The sequence below is a fragment of the Hymenobacter elongatus genome (genome assembly GCF_004745955.1).
Taxonomy (GTDB): Bacteria; Bacteroidota; Bacteroidia; order Cytophagales; family Hymenobacteraceae; genus Hymenobacter; species Hymenobacter elongatus.
In genome coordinates this window covers 18230-34827 of the sequence record NZ_SRLD01000015.1, presented here as the reverse complement: position 1 = coordinate 34827, position 16598 = coordinate 18230, and the positions used below count along the sequence as shown (strand labels likewise).

The following is a 16598-nucleotide window of genomic DNA, read 5'->3' as shown; positions in this document are numbered from 1 at the left end:
CAAAAAAGAACGTCATGCTTCATCTGACGTCCGCTTGTCGAAGCATGACGCCCCAATCTACTTTCTCTGTATTTGCAAACAAGTCCAGTCGCTAAAATCCAATAGGAGGTCATGTCGAACAGCGTGAGACAGCTCGTATGCCGTAGACTCACCTTACTAGTGCACGCGAGATGTCTCTTCTTTGCTTGCTACGCAGAATGGCAGACAGGACGTTCTAGTTTACTTTCTAAATAGCTTCGATAGCAAATCATTATCCGTGAAAGCAATCATACTTTTTTTTACGTTCTGCTTGTCCGTTTTTCCCTCACACTGAGAAAAGGGCCTGCTGGAGTCTGCACCACGACGGCTGCCAGCTGCGTAGGGTCCGGCAAAAAATGCACCCAGGTAGCGCAGCATACAGCGTTGCACGGCACTCCCCAGCTTGTCGTAAGGCCGACGGTGCCCAGCCGGAAATACCTGTCCTGGGGGCTGAGGTCAAAAAACCGGGTGAGTCGCTCCGGGCTCTGGTCGGTGTGGTAATTGCCATAGCAAGCCGCCCGCTCGTTGCTGGGAAATTCGACCGGCATAGCGCGGCAGGATGAGTTGTTTCTGTTGCGCCACACGGCGGGTGGCACGACGTACGACGCTTTCAGAATGCTGGCGCCCTTGCATGCCCGCTTCGGGCCGCCAGGTAGGTGGGGGAGGATACCATCAGCGGACCCGCCCCCGGTAAGAGGTCATGCTGTGCAGAATCCGCCGTACTTCGGCCTGGTGCGCCACGAAAGCCTCGGGAGCCCCCGTGACGTAAACGAGTAGCAGGTGCCCGCGGTGCGCTGCGGCCAGCGCCCGGTAGCGCTGCGGCTGGCCGTCGAGGCGGCCCGTGCCGGTGGTTTCCAGGAATTGAACGCCGTCGTAGGTGGCTTTTACCGGCGGGTTTGCGGCTATCCCGTACTGCCGGGCCAACTGCACCAGGGCCTCGGCGGGCGTAGTGTGGGCGGCAGCATTCCGCACCTTGCCGGCGGTGAAGCGCAGGGTCCGATCGGGGTTGAAATAAGTGACGACCAGACTGGTGTCGGTAAGTTGGCGCACCGGGGTCCAGTCAGCCGGCACGTGGTACTGAAGCTGGTACTGCGGCAGGCGAACCCACTGCAAGGGCCCATCGGGCTCAGTTTGGGCGCGTGCGCCCAGCGGCAGCAGAAGGACTAGCAGGAAAAGAAAGCGGTTCATGGCGAAGGAAAAGTGAGGTGGAGCAAGAAAAAATAATGTACCAGGATTGCCGTACCCAAGGCCGGGCAGGTCCCATCACGGGCACCGGAGCGGCCCGGCCTACCCCTGGGAGAGAACCGGCAGCCGGCCCGCCCCGACTGGCCGGCCTACCTCCGCCCCACTGGCGGGACGCAAGGCCCGGTGCGCCATGTAAATGGCCAGCGGCGCTTCCACTAGCAACAGCCCTTTCCGCACCCAGTCGCTGCGCAGCAGGCGCTCCATCAGGTCGGGCGAAAAGCTGCCCTGGCTCAGGGCGCCTTCCAGGGGCCACTGCACCAGCACCGTCGATAGCCAGAACACGACGTGGCACGCCATAGCCAGCCACAACGCGGCGCGGGGCACGGCGGGGGGCAGGTGCCAGTAGAGCAGCACCAGCACCCCGCTCAGCAGCATGGCCGGCACCGTCAGAAAGGGCACGGTGTGCTGGGCGGTGGCCAGGTGCCAGGTCGCGAAATCGGCCGCGCTCAGGTACGGGCCGAGGTCGGCCCAGCTCTGGTACTCCACAAACTCGTTCATGACGGCCGCGCCCAGGCAGTAAAACGTGAGGACCAGGTAGGCCAGGAAAATCCAGTGCGGAGGAAAGGGGAAGGTCTTCATGGGAATAAGAGAAAAGCAGAAAGAATGGGCCGTTAGCGACTGGCCGGTTTCGGTAGCCCGGTCATTGTGTTCCGCCGGCCGAATCAGACGGCACAGAGCTGGCGCACCCGGTTGGCTTCGGCGTCGTTGACGTGCGTGACGGGCGTGGCATAGATGCGGAAGTCATTGCCGGGGAAGCGGGCCTCCAGCAGCAGCTCGATGCGGCGGTAGAGCAGGGCCTTGGTCAGGAACAGCACCCGGTACAGGGGCTGGGTTCCGATGGTGCCGTCGGTGGCCAGGCAGTGGTTGCCGATGGCTTCATCGAGAAACACATCCGTGGCCAGGCGCTCGGTTAGCACCAGCTGGGTGGCAGTTTGTGCGTGCTGCTTACTCAAGGTGAGCAGGTTGAACAGGATCATGGCAAGCGCGAAAAAGGAGGATTTAATAAGAAAGGACAACCGGCGGCCAACTTCGCCGGGGGCCCGCCGCTAGCGGCTAGGCTCCCGGCGGACCTTGTAGGGTGCCAGGCTGTGCAGGACGTGCTGCACCAGGGGCTCGTGGGTCATAAAGGCATCGGGGGTGCCCGAAACGCAGATGAGCAGCACGTGGCCCCGGTGCCGGGCGGCCAGCGCATCGTAGCGCAGCAACTGGCCGTCGCGGTTGCCCGTGCCGGTCGTTTCCAGGAACTGAATACCGTTGTAGGTGGTCGCAAACTGCTTGTTGACCGGGACGCCGAACTGCTCGGCCAAGTGGTACAAAGCCTGGTTGGGCGTCATGCGGGCGGCGGCCCCGCTTAGCTGGCTGATGTAGAGCATCAGGTCACGGCCGGGGCTCAAGTGAGTGAGGGCAACCGTGGTGTCGCTAGCCTGCCGCACCTGGTCCCAACCGGCCGGCACCTGGTACTGTAGCTGGTACTGGGCGCTGTGCACGGTTTCGTACTGTATTTCGGGTTCGGACTGCGCCCGCAGGCCCAACGGCCACAAGAGGGCGAGCAACAAGAGCAGCTTTTTCATGGCGGGCAGGGAATAACAGGGTGAAGAAAAAGGGATAAAGTAGGCCGGACGAAGCCGCTACTCGCTCCGCAGCGGCGTGAGGCTATCCAGCACCCGGTGCAGCAGCGGAGCCTGGGTGGTGAAAGCGGCGGGGGTGGCATACACGTACATCACCAGCACGTGGCCCTGGTAGGTGGTTACGCGGGCATCGTAGCGCAGCTCGCGGCCCCCGATGAAGCAGGTGCCGGTGCTCTCCAGAAAGTCGAAGCCGTGGGACGACACCCGGTGCTCCTCGTGGCGGGTAGCACCCAGGTGGCGCAGCAGCCGCTGCAGGGCGCGGGCGGGCGGCAGCCCGGCGTGGCGGCCCCGGAGTTGGCCCACCCACAGCCGGGCGTCGTCCTCGGGGCTGTGGTAGCGGAGCACCTCCACCGAGTCGGTGCGCTGGTGCGTCACGGTCCAGAGCGGAGGCACGGCGTACTTCACCTGGAAGGTGCGGTTCTGCACCATCTCCAGCTCCTGGGCCGTAGCGGGCAGGCCAGGCATCAGCAACGCGAAAAGCAACAGCAGCAAGCGGCACATGGCGGAAATGAAGCAGGAGGTGAAATGAAAGAAGCTACGACCCGGACCGCATCATTGGGCCAGCATGTTGACGATAGGCGTACTGCCACCTCCGGTGATAATGGTTTTCGAGTTCTGCGACTTCGCCAGCTCCCGGAACGCCTCGATGGATTTGTACCGGAGCACGGCCGGGCTCAGGTCGCGGTTGATGAGCTGGTTGGTGAGGCGCACGGCCTGGGCCTCGATGCGCATGGCCTCGGCCTTGCCCCTGGCCTGAATGATGGCGGCTTCCTGTTCGCCCGTGGCCCGCACCACGGCTATGCGCTTCTGGCCCTCGGCCTCAATCACGCGGCGCTCGGCGTCGCGGGTTTCGCGCTGCTTGAGAAACTCCATGCGCAGGGCCTCCTGCTCCGATTCGAGCTTGTCCTCAATGGCCTTGGCCAGGCCAGCGGGCAAGGCAATGTTTTTGAGCAGCACGTTCTCAATCTCGAAGCCCCGGGTGGTGAGCACCCCGTTCATCTGCGTGAGAATAGCCTTCTCAATGACTGAGCGCTCGGCGCTATGCATGTCCTTGGCGAAGTAGCGGGCGCACACGTCGGCGGCGGCCGAGCGGAAAACGGGCAGAATCAGGATGTTCTCATACGCGAGACCGGTGGTTTGCAGGACATTGGGCACCTGGTCGGCCTTCACGCGGTAGAGAATGGAAATATCGGAGGCAATGGACAAGCCTTCCTTCGAGGGCAGGCTGGAGCGGATTTCCAGGTTCTGGGTCGTGACGGGCACCTTGATGATGGTCGTCAGGAAAGGGTTGAACGTCTTCGGGCCCGACACCACGATTTGCTGGTCGAGGCGGCCGAGCGTGCGCTTCACGCCCACCTCGCCCTGGCGCACCGTGGTGCAGCTGCTCAGCGCCGTGGCCCCGGCCAGCAGTAGCATGGCTAGCGGCCGGCGAAGCGTCATCAGGGAACGGTGCAGGCTGTAGGAGTGGAACGTTTCCAGCAGCACGCGCACCTTCTCGCGGCCTAGCAGGTTGTGCGCGGCCAGCGCCGTGAGCGGAAGAGTGGGGCGGAGCGTGGCGAAGGGACGCCTTAGTAAGCAGGAGCGGAAAACCGGCAACTGTATCATGGCGGATGACGATTAAGTTAAACTACCATTATTAGTAGCTTTACTATTACATACAAGAGTCGAGATATTAAGGTTGCAGCAGGTACCAATTATTTTTAGTAAAGCTACCTAAATATATTAATCTACTTCTTTTATAAGAAGTAAAACTATTATTTAGAAAAGTATGCCTAGTTTTGTAGCCGCCGGGCCCGATTGGGCCATGGCTACTCCTCCCCTATACTTCACCCTCCATGCAGCCCAAAACCCTCATCACGGTAGCCGTCGGCGACGGCATCGGTCCCGAAATCATGACCCAGACCCTGCGGATGCTGGAAGCCGCCGGGGCGGCGCTGGAGCCAGAATTCATCGAAGTCGGCGAGCAGGTATACCACGCCGGCTACAGCTCCGGCATTCACCCGGCCGCCTGGGAGTCGTTGCGCCGCACGCGGGTGCTGCTTAAGGCCCCCATCACCACGCCGCTGGGCGGGGGCTACAAAAGCCTGAACGTGACGCTACGAAAGACCCTGGGCCTGTATGCTAACGTGCGACCCAACCGCTCACTACACCCGGCCGTGGCGACCCGCCACCCCAACCTGGACGTGGTCATTATCCGCGAAAACGAGGAGGACCTCTACGCCGGCATTGAGCACCAGCAAACGCCCGACGTCGTGCAGTGCCTCAAATTGGTGTCGCGGCCCGGCTGCGAGAAGATTGTGCGCTACGCCTTCGAGTATTGCCGGCAGCACGGCCGCCGGAAGCTCACGTGCATGACCAAGGACAATATCATGAAGCTCACCGACGGCCTGTTTCACCGTGTGTTCATGGAAATCGGGCAGCAGTATCCCGACATCGAGCAGGACCACCAGATTATCGACATCGGCACGGCGCGCCTAGCCGACACGCCCGAGCGCTACGACGTGGTGGTGACGATGAACCTCTACGGCGACATCATTTCCGATGTGGTAGCCCAGCTCACGGGCTCGGTAGGGCTGGCCGGCTCGGCCAACATCGGCGACGGCGGGGCCTTGTTCGAAGCCATCCACGGCTCGGCCCCCGACATTGCGGGGCAGAACGTGGCCAACCCCTCCGGGCTGCTGCAGGCCGCCGTGCTCATGCTGGGCCACCTGGGCCAGCACGACGTGGCCGCCCGCCTCCACAACGCCTGGCTGTGCACGCTGGAAGACGGCCTGCACCCGGCCGACATCTACTGCCCCGAAACCAGCCAGCAGAAAGTCAGCACCGTGGAATTTGCCGATGCCGTGATTGCGCGCCTCGGCCGGGAGCCGCGGCAGCTGGCGGCCATGCCCGCGCGGGAAGCGGCGACGCCGGCCCCCACGGTTAGCCCCGCGCCTTTGTATGACAAGGCCCCCGTGCAGCAGCAGCTGGTGGGCGTGGACGTGTTCCTGCGCTGGGACGGCAAGCAGGCCGACGCGCTCGGCCGGCAGCTGGAAATCCTCACCGGCCGCCGCATGCAGCTCAAGCTCATTACCAACCGCGGGGTGAAGGTGTACCCCGACGGCCACCCCGAAACCTTTTGCACCGACCACTGGCGCTGCCGCTTTGTGGCCGCCGATGCCCTGGTGAGCGGCTCACAGCTGGAATTTACCCCCGTACCCTTTATGGACGTGTTGTTTCTGCTGCACCGCTTGGTCGATTTTAACTTTTATATCATTAAAACGGAGCACTTGTATCTGATGGACGGGCAACGGGCCTTTTCGCTGGGCCAAGGCGAATAGTACCGCGCCCGGGAAAAAAGATGCCACCCAAACGCGCAGTAAACCTTTCCTTTGGGGTGGGGTTTCCTTTCACGCTCACTAGTCTTCCTTCCGTATGCACGCCACCCTCCGCATCGACTTAAACGAAAAACTCTACCTGCGCGACCCCCAAGGCACCGACCTGGGCCGCCGCCTGGTAGCCGAAAGCGTGCTGCTGATTGACGAAATCGGCTTTGAGCAGTTTACTTTCAAGAAGCTGGCCCAACGGATGGAGTCCACCGAGGCCTCGCTCTACCGCTATTTTGAGAACAAGCACAAGCTGCTGGTGTACCTGGTGAGCTGGCACTGGGCCTGGCTGCGCTACCAGATTCGGTTTCACACCCACAACGTGCCCGACGCCCGCGAGCGGCTGCGGCTGATTCTGGGCATTCTCACCCGGGCCCACGAGGACGACCCGGCCACCACCCAGCTCGACGAGGCCGCCCTCTACCGCATCGTAGTGCACGAAGCGTCCAAATCTTACCTGACCCGCGATGTGGACGGCGACAACCGGGAAGGGCTGTTTCGGGAGTACAAGCAGCTGGCGGCCGGCATCGTAGCCGTGGTGCAGGAAATCAACCCCGCCTACTCCTACCCCCACGCGCTGGTGAGCACCCTGCTGGAGTCGGCGCGCAAGCAGCTGTTCTTCGCCCAGCACCTACCTTCGCTCACCGATGCCATCACCGGCGACAAGGACGAAAACACCCTGCAAGACTTCCTCACCCAAGTGGCTTTTGCCACCCTGGCCTAGCGGCTGCACCCGCGCTCCGGACCGGCCGGAAGGCCCGGCTCCTCTTTAAGTACCCGACTACTTCTTCCTGCATGGCAGACCCCAATGCTTCCTTTCTCACGCCCGGCCAGCGCCTGTGGCGGCTACTGGCCTCCGAGCGGCGCGACATCACCTACCTCTACGTGTACGCGGCCCTGGCAGGGGTTATCAACCTGTCGCTGCCGCTGGGTGTGCAATCGGTTATCGGCTTTGTGAGCAGCGGGGCCGTGAGCACTTCGCTGGTCGTGCTCATCGCCTTCATCGTAACGGGCACGCTGCTGGTGGGCGGCCTGCAGGTGATGCAGGTGTATCTGGTCGAGTTTATTCAGCAGCGCCTGTTTGCCCGCATCAGCCTCGACTTTGCCCTGCGCCTGCCGCGGATACGTACCGAAGCCCTGGACGGCCAGTACCTGCCCGAGCTGATGAACCGCCTGCTCGACGCGCCCACCCTGCAGAAAGGGCTGGCTACCATTCTGGTGGAGTTTTCGGCCGCGGCGCTGCAGATTTTGTTCGGCCTGATTCTGCTGTCCTTCTACCACCCCATTTTTATTGCGTTCGGGGTGCTGCTGGTCCTGCTGCTGGCTCTGATGATTCGCGTGACGGGCCCCAAGGGCCTGAGCACGAGCCTGCAGGAGTCGAAGTACAAGTATAAGGTAGTGGCCTGGCTCGAAGATGTGGCCCGCACCGTGCAGACCTTCCACCATCCGCCCCGGCAGGAGCTGGCCCTGGACCGCACCGACACGCTGGTGGAGGGCTACCTGAGTGCCCGCCAAAGCCACTTTCGGGTGCTGCTCACCCAGTTCTGGGGATTCGTGGCGTTCAAAGTCCTGATTACGGCCACGCTGCTCATCATCGGCTGCTGGCTGCTGATCAACCGCCAGATCAACATCGGCCAGTTCGTGGCCGCCGAAATCATCATCATTCTCACCATCTCGGCCGTGGAGAAGGTGCTGCTCAAGCTCGACGTGGTGTACGATGCGCTAACGGCGCTCGACAAAATCGGCCACGTGCTGGACCTACCCCTGGTGACCGGCAGCGGCGGCACCACGCTGCCGCTGCCGGCCGTGCGCGCCGGTCTGCGGGCCGAGTTGCGCCAGCTCAGCTACCAGTACCCTAGCGGCCACCGCCACCCGCTCGACGAGCTCACGCTCACCATCGGGGCGGGCGAGCACCTGGGCCTGGCCGGCTACGACGGCTCGGGCAAAACCACGCTGCTGCGCATTCTGGCCGGCTTACTCACCGGCTACACCGGCGTGGTGGCCTACGACGGGCTGGCCCTGCAGGACCTGGCGCCCACCTCCCTGGGCGAGCACGTGGGCGACACCATTGCCCCCCAGCACCTGTTCGACGGCACCGTGCTCGACAACCTCGCCCTAGGTCAGAATACCGTTGCGTCCGACGACGTGGCCTGGGCCCTGGAGCTGGTGGGAATGCGCGACGATGTGTATGCCCGCCCGCTGGGGCTGAACACACCGCTGGGCATCGGCACGCCGCTGGCCGACAGCGCCCGCCAGAAGCTGTTGCTGGCCCGGGCGCTGGTGCGCCGTCCGCGCCTGCTGCTGCTTGACAATTTCCTGCCCAATGTGGAGCCTGCCGAGCAGCTGCGCATCCTGCGCCGCGTGCTGGCTCCTGAGCACCACTGGACCGTGGTGCTGGCCTCCAACGATTTGCGCCTGCTGGGCCTGTGCCCGCGGCTGGCCGTACTGCGCGAAGGCACCTTGGTAGCCGATGGCGCGTTTGCCGACGTAGCCCGACAGGCCGAGCTACAGGAGCTGCTGGCGTAAATTTCAATTAAGAATGACGAGTAAAAAGTTAAAAGCTGCCGTTATAGCCAGTTCCATCAGCGCTGGTTCGACCACTTTTGAATCATTTATCATCGTCGCTACTTCTTAATTACTACTTATTAACTCGAGAATACATGCCTTTCGCCGAACATCCTCTGGCCGAATCCAACCCGCTGACCGGGCGCTTTCGCTCCTATGCGCGGGTACAAACCCCGCGGGCCGGCCGCACGCTGGCCCGCTGGACGGCCGGGCTGGGCCTGCTGGTGCTGCTGGCCGGCTTCCTGCCCTGGACCCAGAACATCCGCTCGACCGGCTCGCTCACCACCCTGCGCCCCCAGGACCGCCCCCAGACCGTACCCAGCACCATTGCCGGCCGCATCCAGCGCTGGCGGGTGCGCGAGGGCCAGCACGTGCGCAAGGGCGACACGCTGGTCGACATCGTGGAAGTCAAGGAAAAATACTTCGACCCCAAGCTCGTGCAGCGTACCGGCGAGCAGCTCGACGCCAAGATTGGCTCCCTGGGCGAAAACCGGGCGAAAGGCACCGCCCTCAGCGCTCAGCAAACGGCGTTGCGCGCCGGTCTGCAGGTCAGCTTGAGCAAGGCCCGCAACTACGTGGAGCAAAGCCGGCTGAAGGTTAATTCCGATGCCGCCGACCTGGTGGCCGCGCGCAACGACTTCACCATTGCCGAGCGGCAGCAGCAGCGGCAGGAAGAGCTGTATAAGCAGGGCCTGAAATCACTCACGGAGCTGGAGCAGCGCCGGCTCAAGTTTCAGGAAAGTACCGCCAAGCTCCAATCCGCCGAAAACAAGCTGGCCGCCAGCCGCCAGGCCCTCACCAACGCCCAGCTGGAGCTGGCCTCGCTGGCGGCCGAATACCAGGACAAGCTCGCCAAGTCAGAGTCGGACCGGCGCTCGGTAACGGCCTACCAGTTTGATACCGAAGGCCAGATTGCCAAGATGCGCAACGAGCTGGCCAACCTCAGCATCCGGGCGGGCTTCTACCAGATTACGGCCCCCCAGGACGGCTACGTGGTGCGGGCCCTGAAAGAAGGTATCGGTGAAATCGTCAAGGAAGGGGAGCCCATCGTGACGGTGATGCCCGACGCGCCGGCGCTGGCCGCCGAGCTCTACGTGAAGCCCATGGATATTCCGCTGCTGCGCGTGGGCCGGCGGGTACGGCTGCAGTTCGACGGCTGGCCGGCCCTGGTGTTCAGCGGCTGGCCCGGCACCAGCTTCGGCACGTTCGGCGGCGTGGTGGCCGTCATCGACAACATCGACTCCCAGGGTCAGTACCGCATCCTCGTCACCCCCGACCCAGGCCATGAAGCCTGGCCCAAGCCCCTGCGCGTCGGTTCCGGCGTGTATGGCTGGGCCCTGCTGGATGATGTACCCATCTGGTACGAGCTGTGGCGGCAGGTGAACGGCTTCCCACCCAACTACGTGGGCGGCCCCGTGGCTGACGCCGGAAAAGCGGGCAAAAGCGATAAAAAGGCCTCGAAGGAAGAGCCGTCCACTGAAGAAGACGCGAAATGAAGCACCTGCGCATTTTCAGGCTGGGCGTATTGCTGCTGAGTATTGCTGCCGGGCAGGCAGCAGCTCAGACCACCCGGCCAGGCGCCCCACTGCCGGGACAGTCGTCGCGCACCCAGCAGCAGCTCCAGCGTCAGGCCCGGCAGGTCTACCCTACTGGCCCCCTGGGCGCGCCTGCCCTGGTATCCCGCCCGGTAGAGTTGGCCGATACCGGCCGCGTATTCAGCCTCGCCGATTTATTGGCCTTTGTAACGCTGCGCCACCCCGTAGCCCGGCAGGCGGGCTTACTGCCCGAGCGGGCCCTGCAGGAAGTGCGCTTGGCCCGCGGCCAGTTCGACCCCGCGGCGACCAGTAAATACTATGGTAAGACCTTTGGCGGCAAGGAGTATTTCCACGACTGGGACTCCCAGCTGCGAGTGCCGCTCTGGTTCGGAGCCGACGTGAAAGCGGGCTTCGAGCGGGGCGTAGGCACCTTCGTCAACCCCGAAAACTACACGGCCCCGGCGGGCCTGAGCTACGTGGGCATTTCGGTGCCCCTGGCCCAGGGCCTGTTGATTGATGAGCGGCGGGCGGCGGTGCGCCAGGCGCAGGCGCTGCAGGGCCTGGCCGAAGCCGAGCGGCGCGGGGCCCTGAACAAGCTGCAGCTGCAGGCCGCCAAAGACTACTGGGACTGGACGCTGAGCTACCAGCGGCAGGAGCTGCTGCGCCAGAATGCCGAGCTGGCCGAGGTGCGCTTCCGGGCCGTGCGCGAGCGGGTCCGCCTGGGCGACCTGGCCGCCATCGACTCGGTGGAGGCCCTCACGGAGCTGCAAAACCGCCAGGCCCAGCTGATACAGGCCCGGGTGCAGTGGCAAAACGCGACGCTCCAGCTCAGCAACTACCTCTGGGACGAGCAGCAGCAGCCCCGCGAGCTGCCCGCCGACGTGCGCCCGCAGGCCCTGCCCGGCCCCGCTGGCTGGCAGCCCCTGCCCCCCGATTCGCTGGCGGCCCTCACCGAGCTGGCCCGGCAGCTGCACCCCGACCTGCAAAAGAGCCGCGCCAAGCTGGTCCAGCTGGGCGTGGAGCGCCGCCTGCTGGCCAATAAGCTGCTGCCCAAGCTCACGCTCGACTACAACCTGCTGCAAGCCGGCCAACCCTTCAACCCCGAAACCGGCGCCAGCTTCCAGGGCACGTACCTGCAGAACAACTACAAGCTGGGCGTGAGCTTCGCCTACCCGCTGCTGCTGCGCCAGGAGCGGGCCAAGCTCCAGCTCAACCGCCTCAAGCTGAGCGAAACCGAGCTGGTCCTGCAGCAGGATACCCGCAACATCCAGACCGGCGTGGAGACCGTGGCCAACGACTGGGAGGCCCTGCGCGAGCAGCTGGTCCTGCAGGAGCAGGTGGTGCTGAACGCCGGGCGCCTGCGCCAGGGCGAGCAAATCCGCTTTGAGAACGGGGAAAGCTCGGTGTTTCTGCTCAACACCCGCGAAGCCAGCCTGGTGGCGGCCCGCGTGAAGCTGGTCGAGCTGCAGGCCAAGTATGCCCAAACCCGAGCTACGCTGCGCTGGGCGGCCGGCGGCGTCGAATAAGCCGCAGTTCCAGTCGGGCGCCTGCCCCGCACCTCTTGGTCCAGATTTCCGAATCAGGCCAGGCGCCGGGGTTGTCCTTTCATATGAGCCTCCGCTTCAGCCAGCGGGTGGGGTAGCCCATGCCGCCAGGGGCGGGACCGGTGGAACCACGCCCAATCGCCCCGTGCGATTGTCTCCGGGCCCCTTCGCTAGGGCCGCTTTCAATTCCTGCGCTACCCCTGTTCGCCACGATCAACGATTTAGAGCAGCTTTCAGGTTGGTGTACGGGTTGTAGAGACGCGACCCTTCGCGTCTCCTGTTCGCGCCGGGTAACGAGTGTCGTGCAACGCGGAGACGCGAAGGGTCGCGTCTCCGCGTTGCACCTCGTGTAGCAACTTGAGAACCACTCTAGGTGGTCAGCAGCGCCCGGCGGGCAGCCTCTTCTGAGCTAAATCCCCGCATCAGGCCGCCCCCGGCCTCGGCCATAACCACCTCGGTGGCGCGGTGCCCGTAGAAGTCGGCTGAGAATACCACCATGTGCGCCGTCAGCCCGGCACGGCGTGCCCGCGGGTACCAGTCAGTGGCCAGCCAGTCCGCCAATTCATCCCACATCAGGTAGGCTTGCCGCCGGTCGTCGAGCAGCCGGTGGCAATGCACGCTTTGCAGCTGCGCCAGCATTTGTTCGTAGCCGGCGCGGGTAGTATCCAGGTCTTGCTCCGGGGCCCAAATGGCGTGCAGGTAGTCATCGACCGAGTCGTAGTCCAGCGTTAGGGTAGCGGATTGGTGCAGAAGACGATGATGCATGAGCTAAAATAAGAGTATCAAGGGCCGGGTGCCGCCCCGGCGTAGGTGGGGCACCCAGCAGGAAATTACCGGTGAGCAACGGTCTCAAGCCGTCGCCTTCACGGGCAGGGCCGCACGAACTGTTGCTTCCGGAGCCGGCACCACCGGCTGAACCCGGCGGCGGCTAATCAGCTTTTGCAGCTCCACCGCCCAGAAAACCACGCTCGACGCCGCCACCGTGATGCCCAGCTCAATCCAAGTTAGCGGCTGCGTGCTGAACAGGTCGTTGAAAAACGGCGTGTAAAGGATCATCAGGTGCAGGCCCACCGTCAGCGCCACGGCCCCCAGCAGGGGTTTGTTGGAGAGCAGCCCGATGCTGAAAATGGACTCCTGCCGGGAGCGGATGGCCAGCGCCAGGCCCAGTTGACTGAAGCAGAGCACCGTGAAAGCCATGGTTTGCCAGTGCGCGATGCCGTTGCGCAGGGCCCAGGCCTCCGTCCCGATGGTCAGGCCCCCAACGAGTATTCCGACCAGGACAATGAACCAGCCCAGGCCGTTGGCGAAGATGGTTTGGCGCGGGTCGATGGGCGGGCGCTGCATGCTGTGCTTCTCGGAGGGCTCGTAGGCCAGCGCCAGGCCGGGCAGACCGTCGGTGACCAGGTTGATCCACAGGATGTGGATGGCCAGCAGCGGCACGGGCAGACCAAAGAGCGGGGCTAAGAACAGGGCCACGATTTCGCCCGCGCTGCCGGCCAGGATGTAGCGGATAAACTTGAGGATGTTGTCGAAGATGCGCCGCCCGTGCCGCACGGCGTGCACGATGGTGGCGAAGTTATCGTCGAGCAGAATCATGGCCGCCGCTTCCTTGGCCACCTCCGTGCCGTTGATGCCCATGGCCACGCCGATATCGGCATTTTTCAGGGCCGGCGCGTCGTTCACGCCGTCGCCGGTCATGGCCACGAACTGGTGTTTGGCCTGTAGCGCGCTGATGATGCGCAGCTTCTGGGCCGGGTCGACGCGGGCGTACACCCGCACTTTTTCCACCACGGCGGCAAAGGCCGGCTCGTCGAGCTGGGTCAGCTCCGGGCCGGTCATCACCAGCTCATCGGGCCCGGATAAGATGCCCAGCTGCCCGGCAATAGCCTTGGCCGTGAGCGGATGGTCGCCGGTAATCATGACGGCGATGATGCCGGCCGCCTTGCATTCGGCCACGGCCTGCCGGGCTTCCTCCCGGGGCGGGTCAATCAGGCCGGCAAAGCCGATGAAGCTCAGCCCGGTTTCGACCGTGGCGGGCGTGACTTCGGCCGGCAGCCCGGGCAGCAGCTTGCCCGCGTAGCCCAGCACCCGGAAGCCCTTGGCGGCCAACTCATCCACGCGCCGCCGCAAGTCGGGGATTTCGGCCTGCTGGCCCGCGTCGAGCTGATCGAACAGCGCGCTCAGCGCCCCTTTGGTAAGACAGAGCACGCCCTGATCGGTCTGGTGCAGCGTCGTCATGCACTTGCGCTCGGAATCGAACGGCAGCTCTGCGATGCGTGGAAACCGGCTTTCGAGGGCGGCCCGGGCGTGGTCTTGCCCGGCGGCATGTTGCACCAGGGCCACTTCGGTGGAGTCGCCCAGCCAGTGGCCGTCCGGGTCCTGGGTTACGTCGTTGTTCAGGGCCATGGCCGCCAGCAGGCCGGTTTGGTTATCCAGCACGGGCAGGGTAAACGCCGGCGCGGCGTACGTGTCCTCCACCGTCATCTGGTTGAGCGTGAGGGTGCCCGTTTTGTCGGTGCAGATGTAGGTGACCGAGCCCAGCGTTTCCACGGCCGGCAGCTTGCGGATGAGGGCCTGGTCTTTTATCAGCCGCCGGGCGCCCAGCGCCAGCGACACGGTGACCAGCGCGGGCAAAGCTTCGGGCAGGGCCGCAATAGCCAGCGAAATGGACACCAGCAGCAGGCTGCCCAGCGGCTCGCCCCGCAGCCAGCCCACCCCGAAAAACAGCGCCCCAATGACCAGCGCCGCCGCCGACAGATACTTGCCCAGCGTGGCCAGCCGCTTCTGCAGCGGCGTCACCGTTTCAGCGGTCTGAATGAGGGTGGCAATCTTGCCCAGCTCCGTTTTCATGCCCGTGGCCACCACGTAGGCCGTGGCCCGGCCGTTGGTTACGAACGTGCCCTTGTAGCCCATGTTCAGCCGGTCGCCGAGCGGCAGCTCGCCCGCGGGCAGCGCGTCCGGGGTCTTTACCACGTTGGCCGATTCGCCGGTCAGCGAGGACTCGTCCACTTTCAGGGCGTGGGTTTCCAGGAAGCGTACGTCGGCCGGGATGACGTCGCCGGCTTCGAGCACCGCCACGTCGCCGGGCACCAGGTCGGCCGCCGCAATTTCCACCGTCTGGCCGTCGCGCAGCACCTGGGCCTGGCTGGCGGCCATCTTCTGGAGGGCTTCCATGGCTTTGTCGGCCCGGTATTCCTGCACGAAACCAATGACGGCGTTGAGCACGACAATGGCCAGGATGACGTAGACCGATTTCCACTCGCCCACGGCCCCCGACACCCCGGCCGCTACCAGCAGCACCAGGATCATCACATCGGCCAGCTGGTGCAGCAGCAGCTGCCACACGGTTTTCTTCTTTGGGTCGGCTAAGATATTCGGGCCGTGTTCAGCCAGTCGCTGCCGGGCCGTGGCCGCGTCGAGCCCGGCGGGCGTGGATTTTAGCTCCTGCGCGACATCGGCAACAGCGGCAACGTGGTATTCCATGGGTAGCGTGTGAACGAGACCCGAAGGGCCGGGGCTTGGGGCCGGTGCGGTATTTGGGTGCTTACTGATGTTACGCAGTCTGTTGCTTGTTTCTGGTTGGCCGTTTTTTGGGCGCACATTTATCCAGAAACGAGAAACAAGCAACGAGAAACAACCTGAAACACCAGTTGCCAAAGTTGCCTGCGTAACAGCAGTGCTTATACGGCGGGCAGCACCAGCACGGGCACGGCGCTGTGCAATAATACCTGGGCCGTAACGCTGTGGTGAAACAGCTCGCCGAGGAAACTGCGCGGCCGGGCAATGAGCACCACCAGATCATAGTCGGCGGGCCGGGCTACCTGCAGAATGGCCTCGGCCGGCGCCGGGGCGGTCATGCTCAGGGTCCGGACGGGCGATACCAGGTCAGTGGTCAGGCCCGTACGCTGCACCATTTCCAGCGCGGCCGCCGCGCTTTCAGCCGCGGCAGATTTTTCCGTCACGTGCAGCACGGTCACTTCCGCGTGCAGGGCCGCAAGCAGGTGGCGGATGGCTCCCGCGTGCTGGCCCAGCGAGAACGGCTCGCCATCTACGGCCAGCAGTACCCGCCGCGGCGGCTTGGTGGTGGGCATGGTGTGGGGCACCACCAGCATGGGGTAAGGGGCGGTACGCAGCATATCCAGGGCGGTGGTGCTGACCAGCTCGTCGGGGGTAGCCTCGGTATTGGGGCGGCCCAGCACCACCAGGGTCGGGTGGTGGCGGCTCACGGCATCGGCCACGGCGTAGGCCACGCGGCCATGCCCCACTTCGGCTACTACCGGTACCGACAGGTTACTCGTGATGCTGCTTAAGGCCAGGGCGACTGCCTCTTTATTGAGATTGGACAGTTCGCCGGTAAACATCTCCGGATCAAGAATGGAGTCGCGGCGTACGTGTAGCAGCACCAGGCGGGCACCGAGCGGCCCAGCCAGATTGGTGGCGTAGTCGAGGGCGCGGTTGGCGGCCAGAAAGAAGTCGGTAAGAATCAGCAGGGAAGGAGCCATCAGTGGGGGTTGAGCAAGTGGTGAAACCACCGGTAAAGGACCGGGTATGCGGCGGCCATCGGCATGCGCAACGTCAGTTATAGCCCTGATTTTAATCATGGGACCAGCCCTGGCAATTCCTTAATCTTGCAGCATCTTCAGTGGATGGGCGAAGAAACAACGCTCTTTACGCCTTGCCCTGTCAAGCTCTGGCCGC

General features: G+C 64.0%; 14 protein-coding genes. 5 read left to right on the top strand and 9 right to left on the bottom strand.

Annotation, left to right across the window (positions count from 1 at the left end; genetic code table 11):
- Window positions 1-690 precede the first annotated feature (690 nt).
- From E5J99_RS09245 to E5J99_RS09220, 6 genes are all read right to left on the bottom strand, one after another.
- Window positions 691-1206: a hypothetical protein gene (locus tag E5J99_RS09245; protein ID WP_135497443.1), complete on the bottom strand. Its 516-nt coding sequence runs from the start codon at window positions 1204-1206 to the stop codon at window positions 691-693.
- A 99-nt stretch (window positions 1207-1305) separates the two neighbouring features.
- Window positions 1306-1842, bottom strand: a complete 537-nt coding sequence (locus E5J99_RS09240) for a hypothetical protein (protein WP_135497442.1) — start codon at window positions 1840-1842, stop codon at window positions 1306-1308.
- Between the two features lie 83 nt (window positions 1843-1925).
- Window positions 1926-2240: a hypothetical protein gene (locus E5J99_RS09235; protein WP_135497441.1), complete on the bottom strand. Its 315-nt coding sequence runs from the start codon at window positions 2238-2240 to the stop codon at window positions 1926-1928.
- Between the two features lie 69 nt (window positions 2241-2309).
- A complete protein-coding gene (locus E5J99_RS09230; RefSeq protein ID WP_135497440.1) occupies window positions 2310-2834 on the bottom strand; it encodes a hypothetical protein in 525 nt (174 codons plus the stop codon).
- A 57-nt stretch (window positions 2835-2891) separates the two neighbouring features.
- Entirely contained in the window at window positions 2892-3392 is a 501-nt protein-coding gene (locus E5J99_RS09225) for a hypothetical protein (RefSeq protein ID WP_135497439.1), read from the bottom strand.
- A gap of 51 nt (window positions 3393-3443) precedes the next feature.
- Window positions 3444-4496 (bottom strand): prohibitin family protein, encoded by a 1053-nt coding sequence (locus E5J99_RS09220; protein ID WP_245318834.1) that lies wholly within the window; start codon window positions 4494-4496, stop codon window positions 3444-3446.
- Between the two features lie 230 nt (window positions 4497-4726).
- On the opposite strand from E5J99_RS09220, the gene E5J99_RS09215 reads away from it, so the two are divergent.
- The 5 genes from E5J99_RS09215 to E5J99_RS09195 all read left to right on the top strand — a co-directional run bounded on the left by E5J99_RS09215 (window position 4727) and on the right by E5J99_RS09195 (window position 11882).
- Window positions 4727-6211: an NADP-dependent isocitrate dehydrogenase gene (locus tag E5J99_RS09215; RefSeq protein ID WP_135497438.1), complete on the top strand. Its 1485-nt coding sequence runs from the start codon at window positions 4727-4729 to the stop codon at window positions 6209-6211.
- Between the two features lie 94 nt (window positions 6212-6305).
- Entirely contained in the window at window positions 6306-6980 is a 675-nt protein-coding gene (locus E5J99_RS09210) for a TetR/AcrR family transcriptional regulator (RefSeq protein ID WP_135497437.1), read from the top strand.
- Window positions 6981-7051: 71 nt separating this feature from the next.
- Window positions 7052-8782 (top strand): peptidase domain-containing ABC transporter, encoded by a 1731-nt coding sequence (locus E5J99_RS09205; protein WP_135497436.1) that lies wholly within the window; start codon window positions 7052-7054, stop codon window positions 8780-8782.
- A 134-nt stretch (window positions 8783-8916) separates the two neighbouring features.
- Window positions 8917-10317 (top strand): HlyD family secretion protein, encoded by a 1401-nt coding sequence (locus tag E5J99_RS09200; protein ID WP_135497435.1) that lies wholly within the window; start codon window positions 8917-8919, stop codon window positions 10315-10317.
- A complete protein-coding gene (locus E5J99_RS09195; protein ID WP_135497434.1) occupies window positions 10314-11882 on the top strand; it encodes a TolC family protein in 1569 nt (522 codons plus the stop codon). Before E5J99_RS09200 ends, E5J99_RS09195 begins: the two co-directional genes overlap by 4 nt.
- Window positions 11883-12269: 387 nt before the next feature.
- Here E5J99_RS09195 and E5J99_RS09190 read toward each other — a convergent pair whose 3' ends face one another.
- From E5J99_RS09190 to E5J99_RS09180, 3 genes are all read right to left on the bottom strand, one after another.
- On the bottom strand, window positions 12270-12665 hold the full coding sequence (locus tag E5J99_RS09190; RefSeq protein ID WP_135497433.1) for a hypothetical protein: 396 nt from the start codon (window positions 12663-12665) through the stop codon (window positions 12270-12272).
- An 84-nt stretch (window positions 12666-12749) separates the two neighbouring features.
- Window positions 12750-15383 (bottom strand): cation-translocating P-type ATPase, encoded by a 2634-nt coding sequence (locus E5J99_RS09185; RefSeq protein ID WP_135497432.1) that lies wholly within the window; start codon window positions 15381-15383, stop codon window positions 12750-12752.
- Window positions 15384-15580: 197 nt separating this feature from the next.
- Complete coding sequence (locus tag E5J99_RS09180; RefSeq protein WP_167852052.1) at window positions 15581-16402, bottom strand: universal stress protein; 822 nt, start codon at window positions 16400-16402, stop codon at window positions 15581-15583.
- Between the last annotated feature and the right edge of the window lie 196 nt (window positions 16403-16598).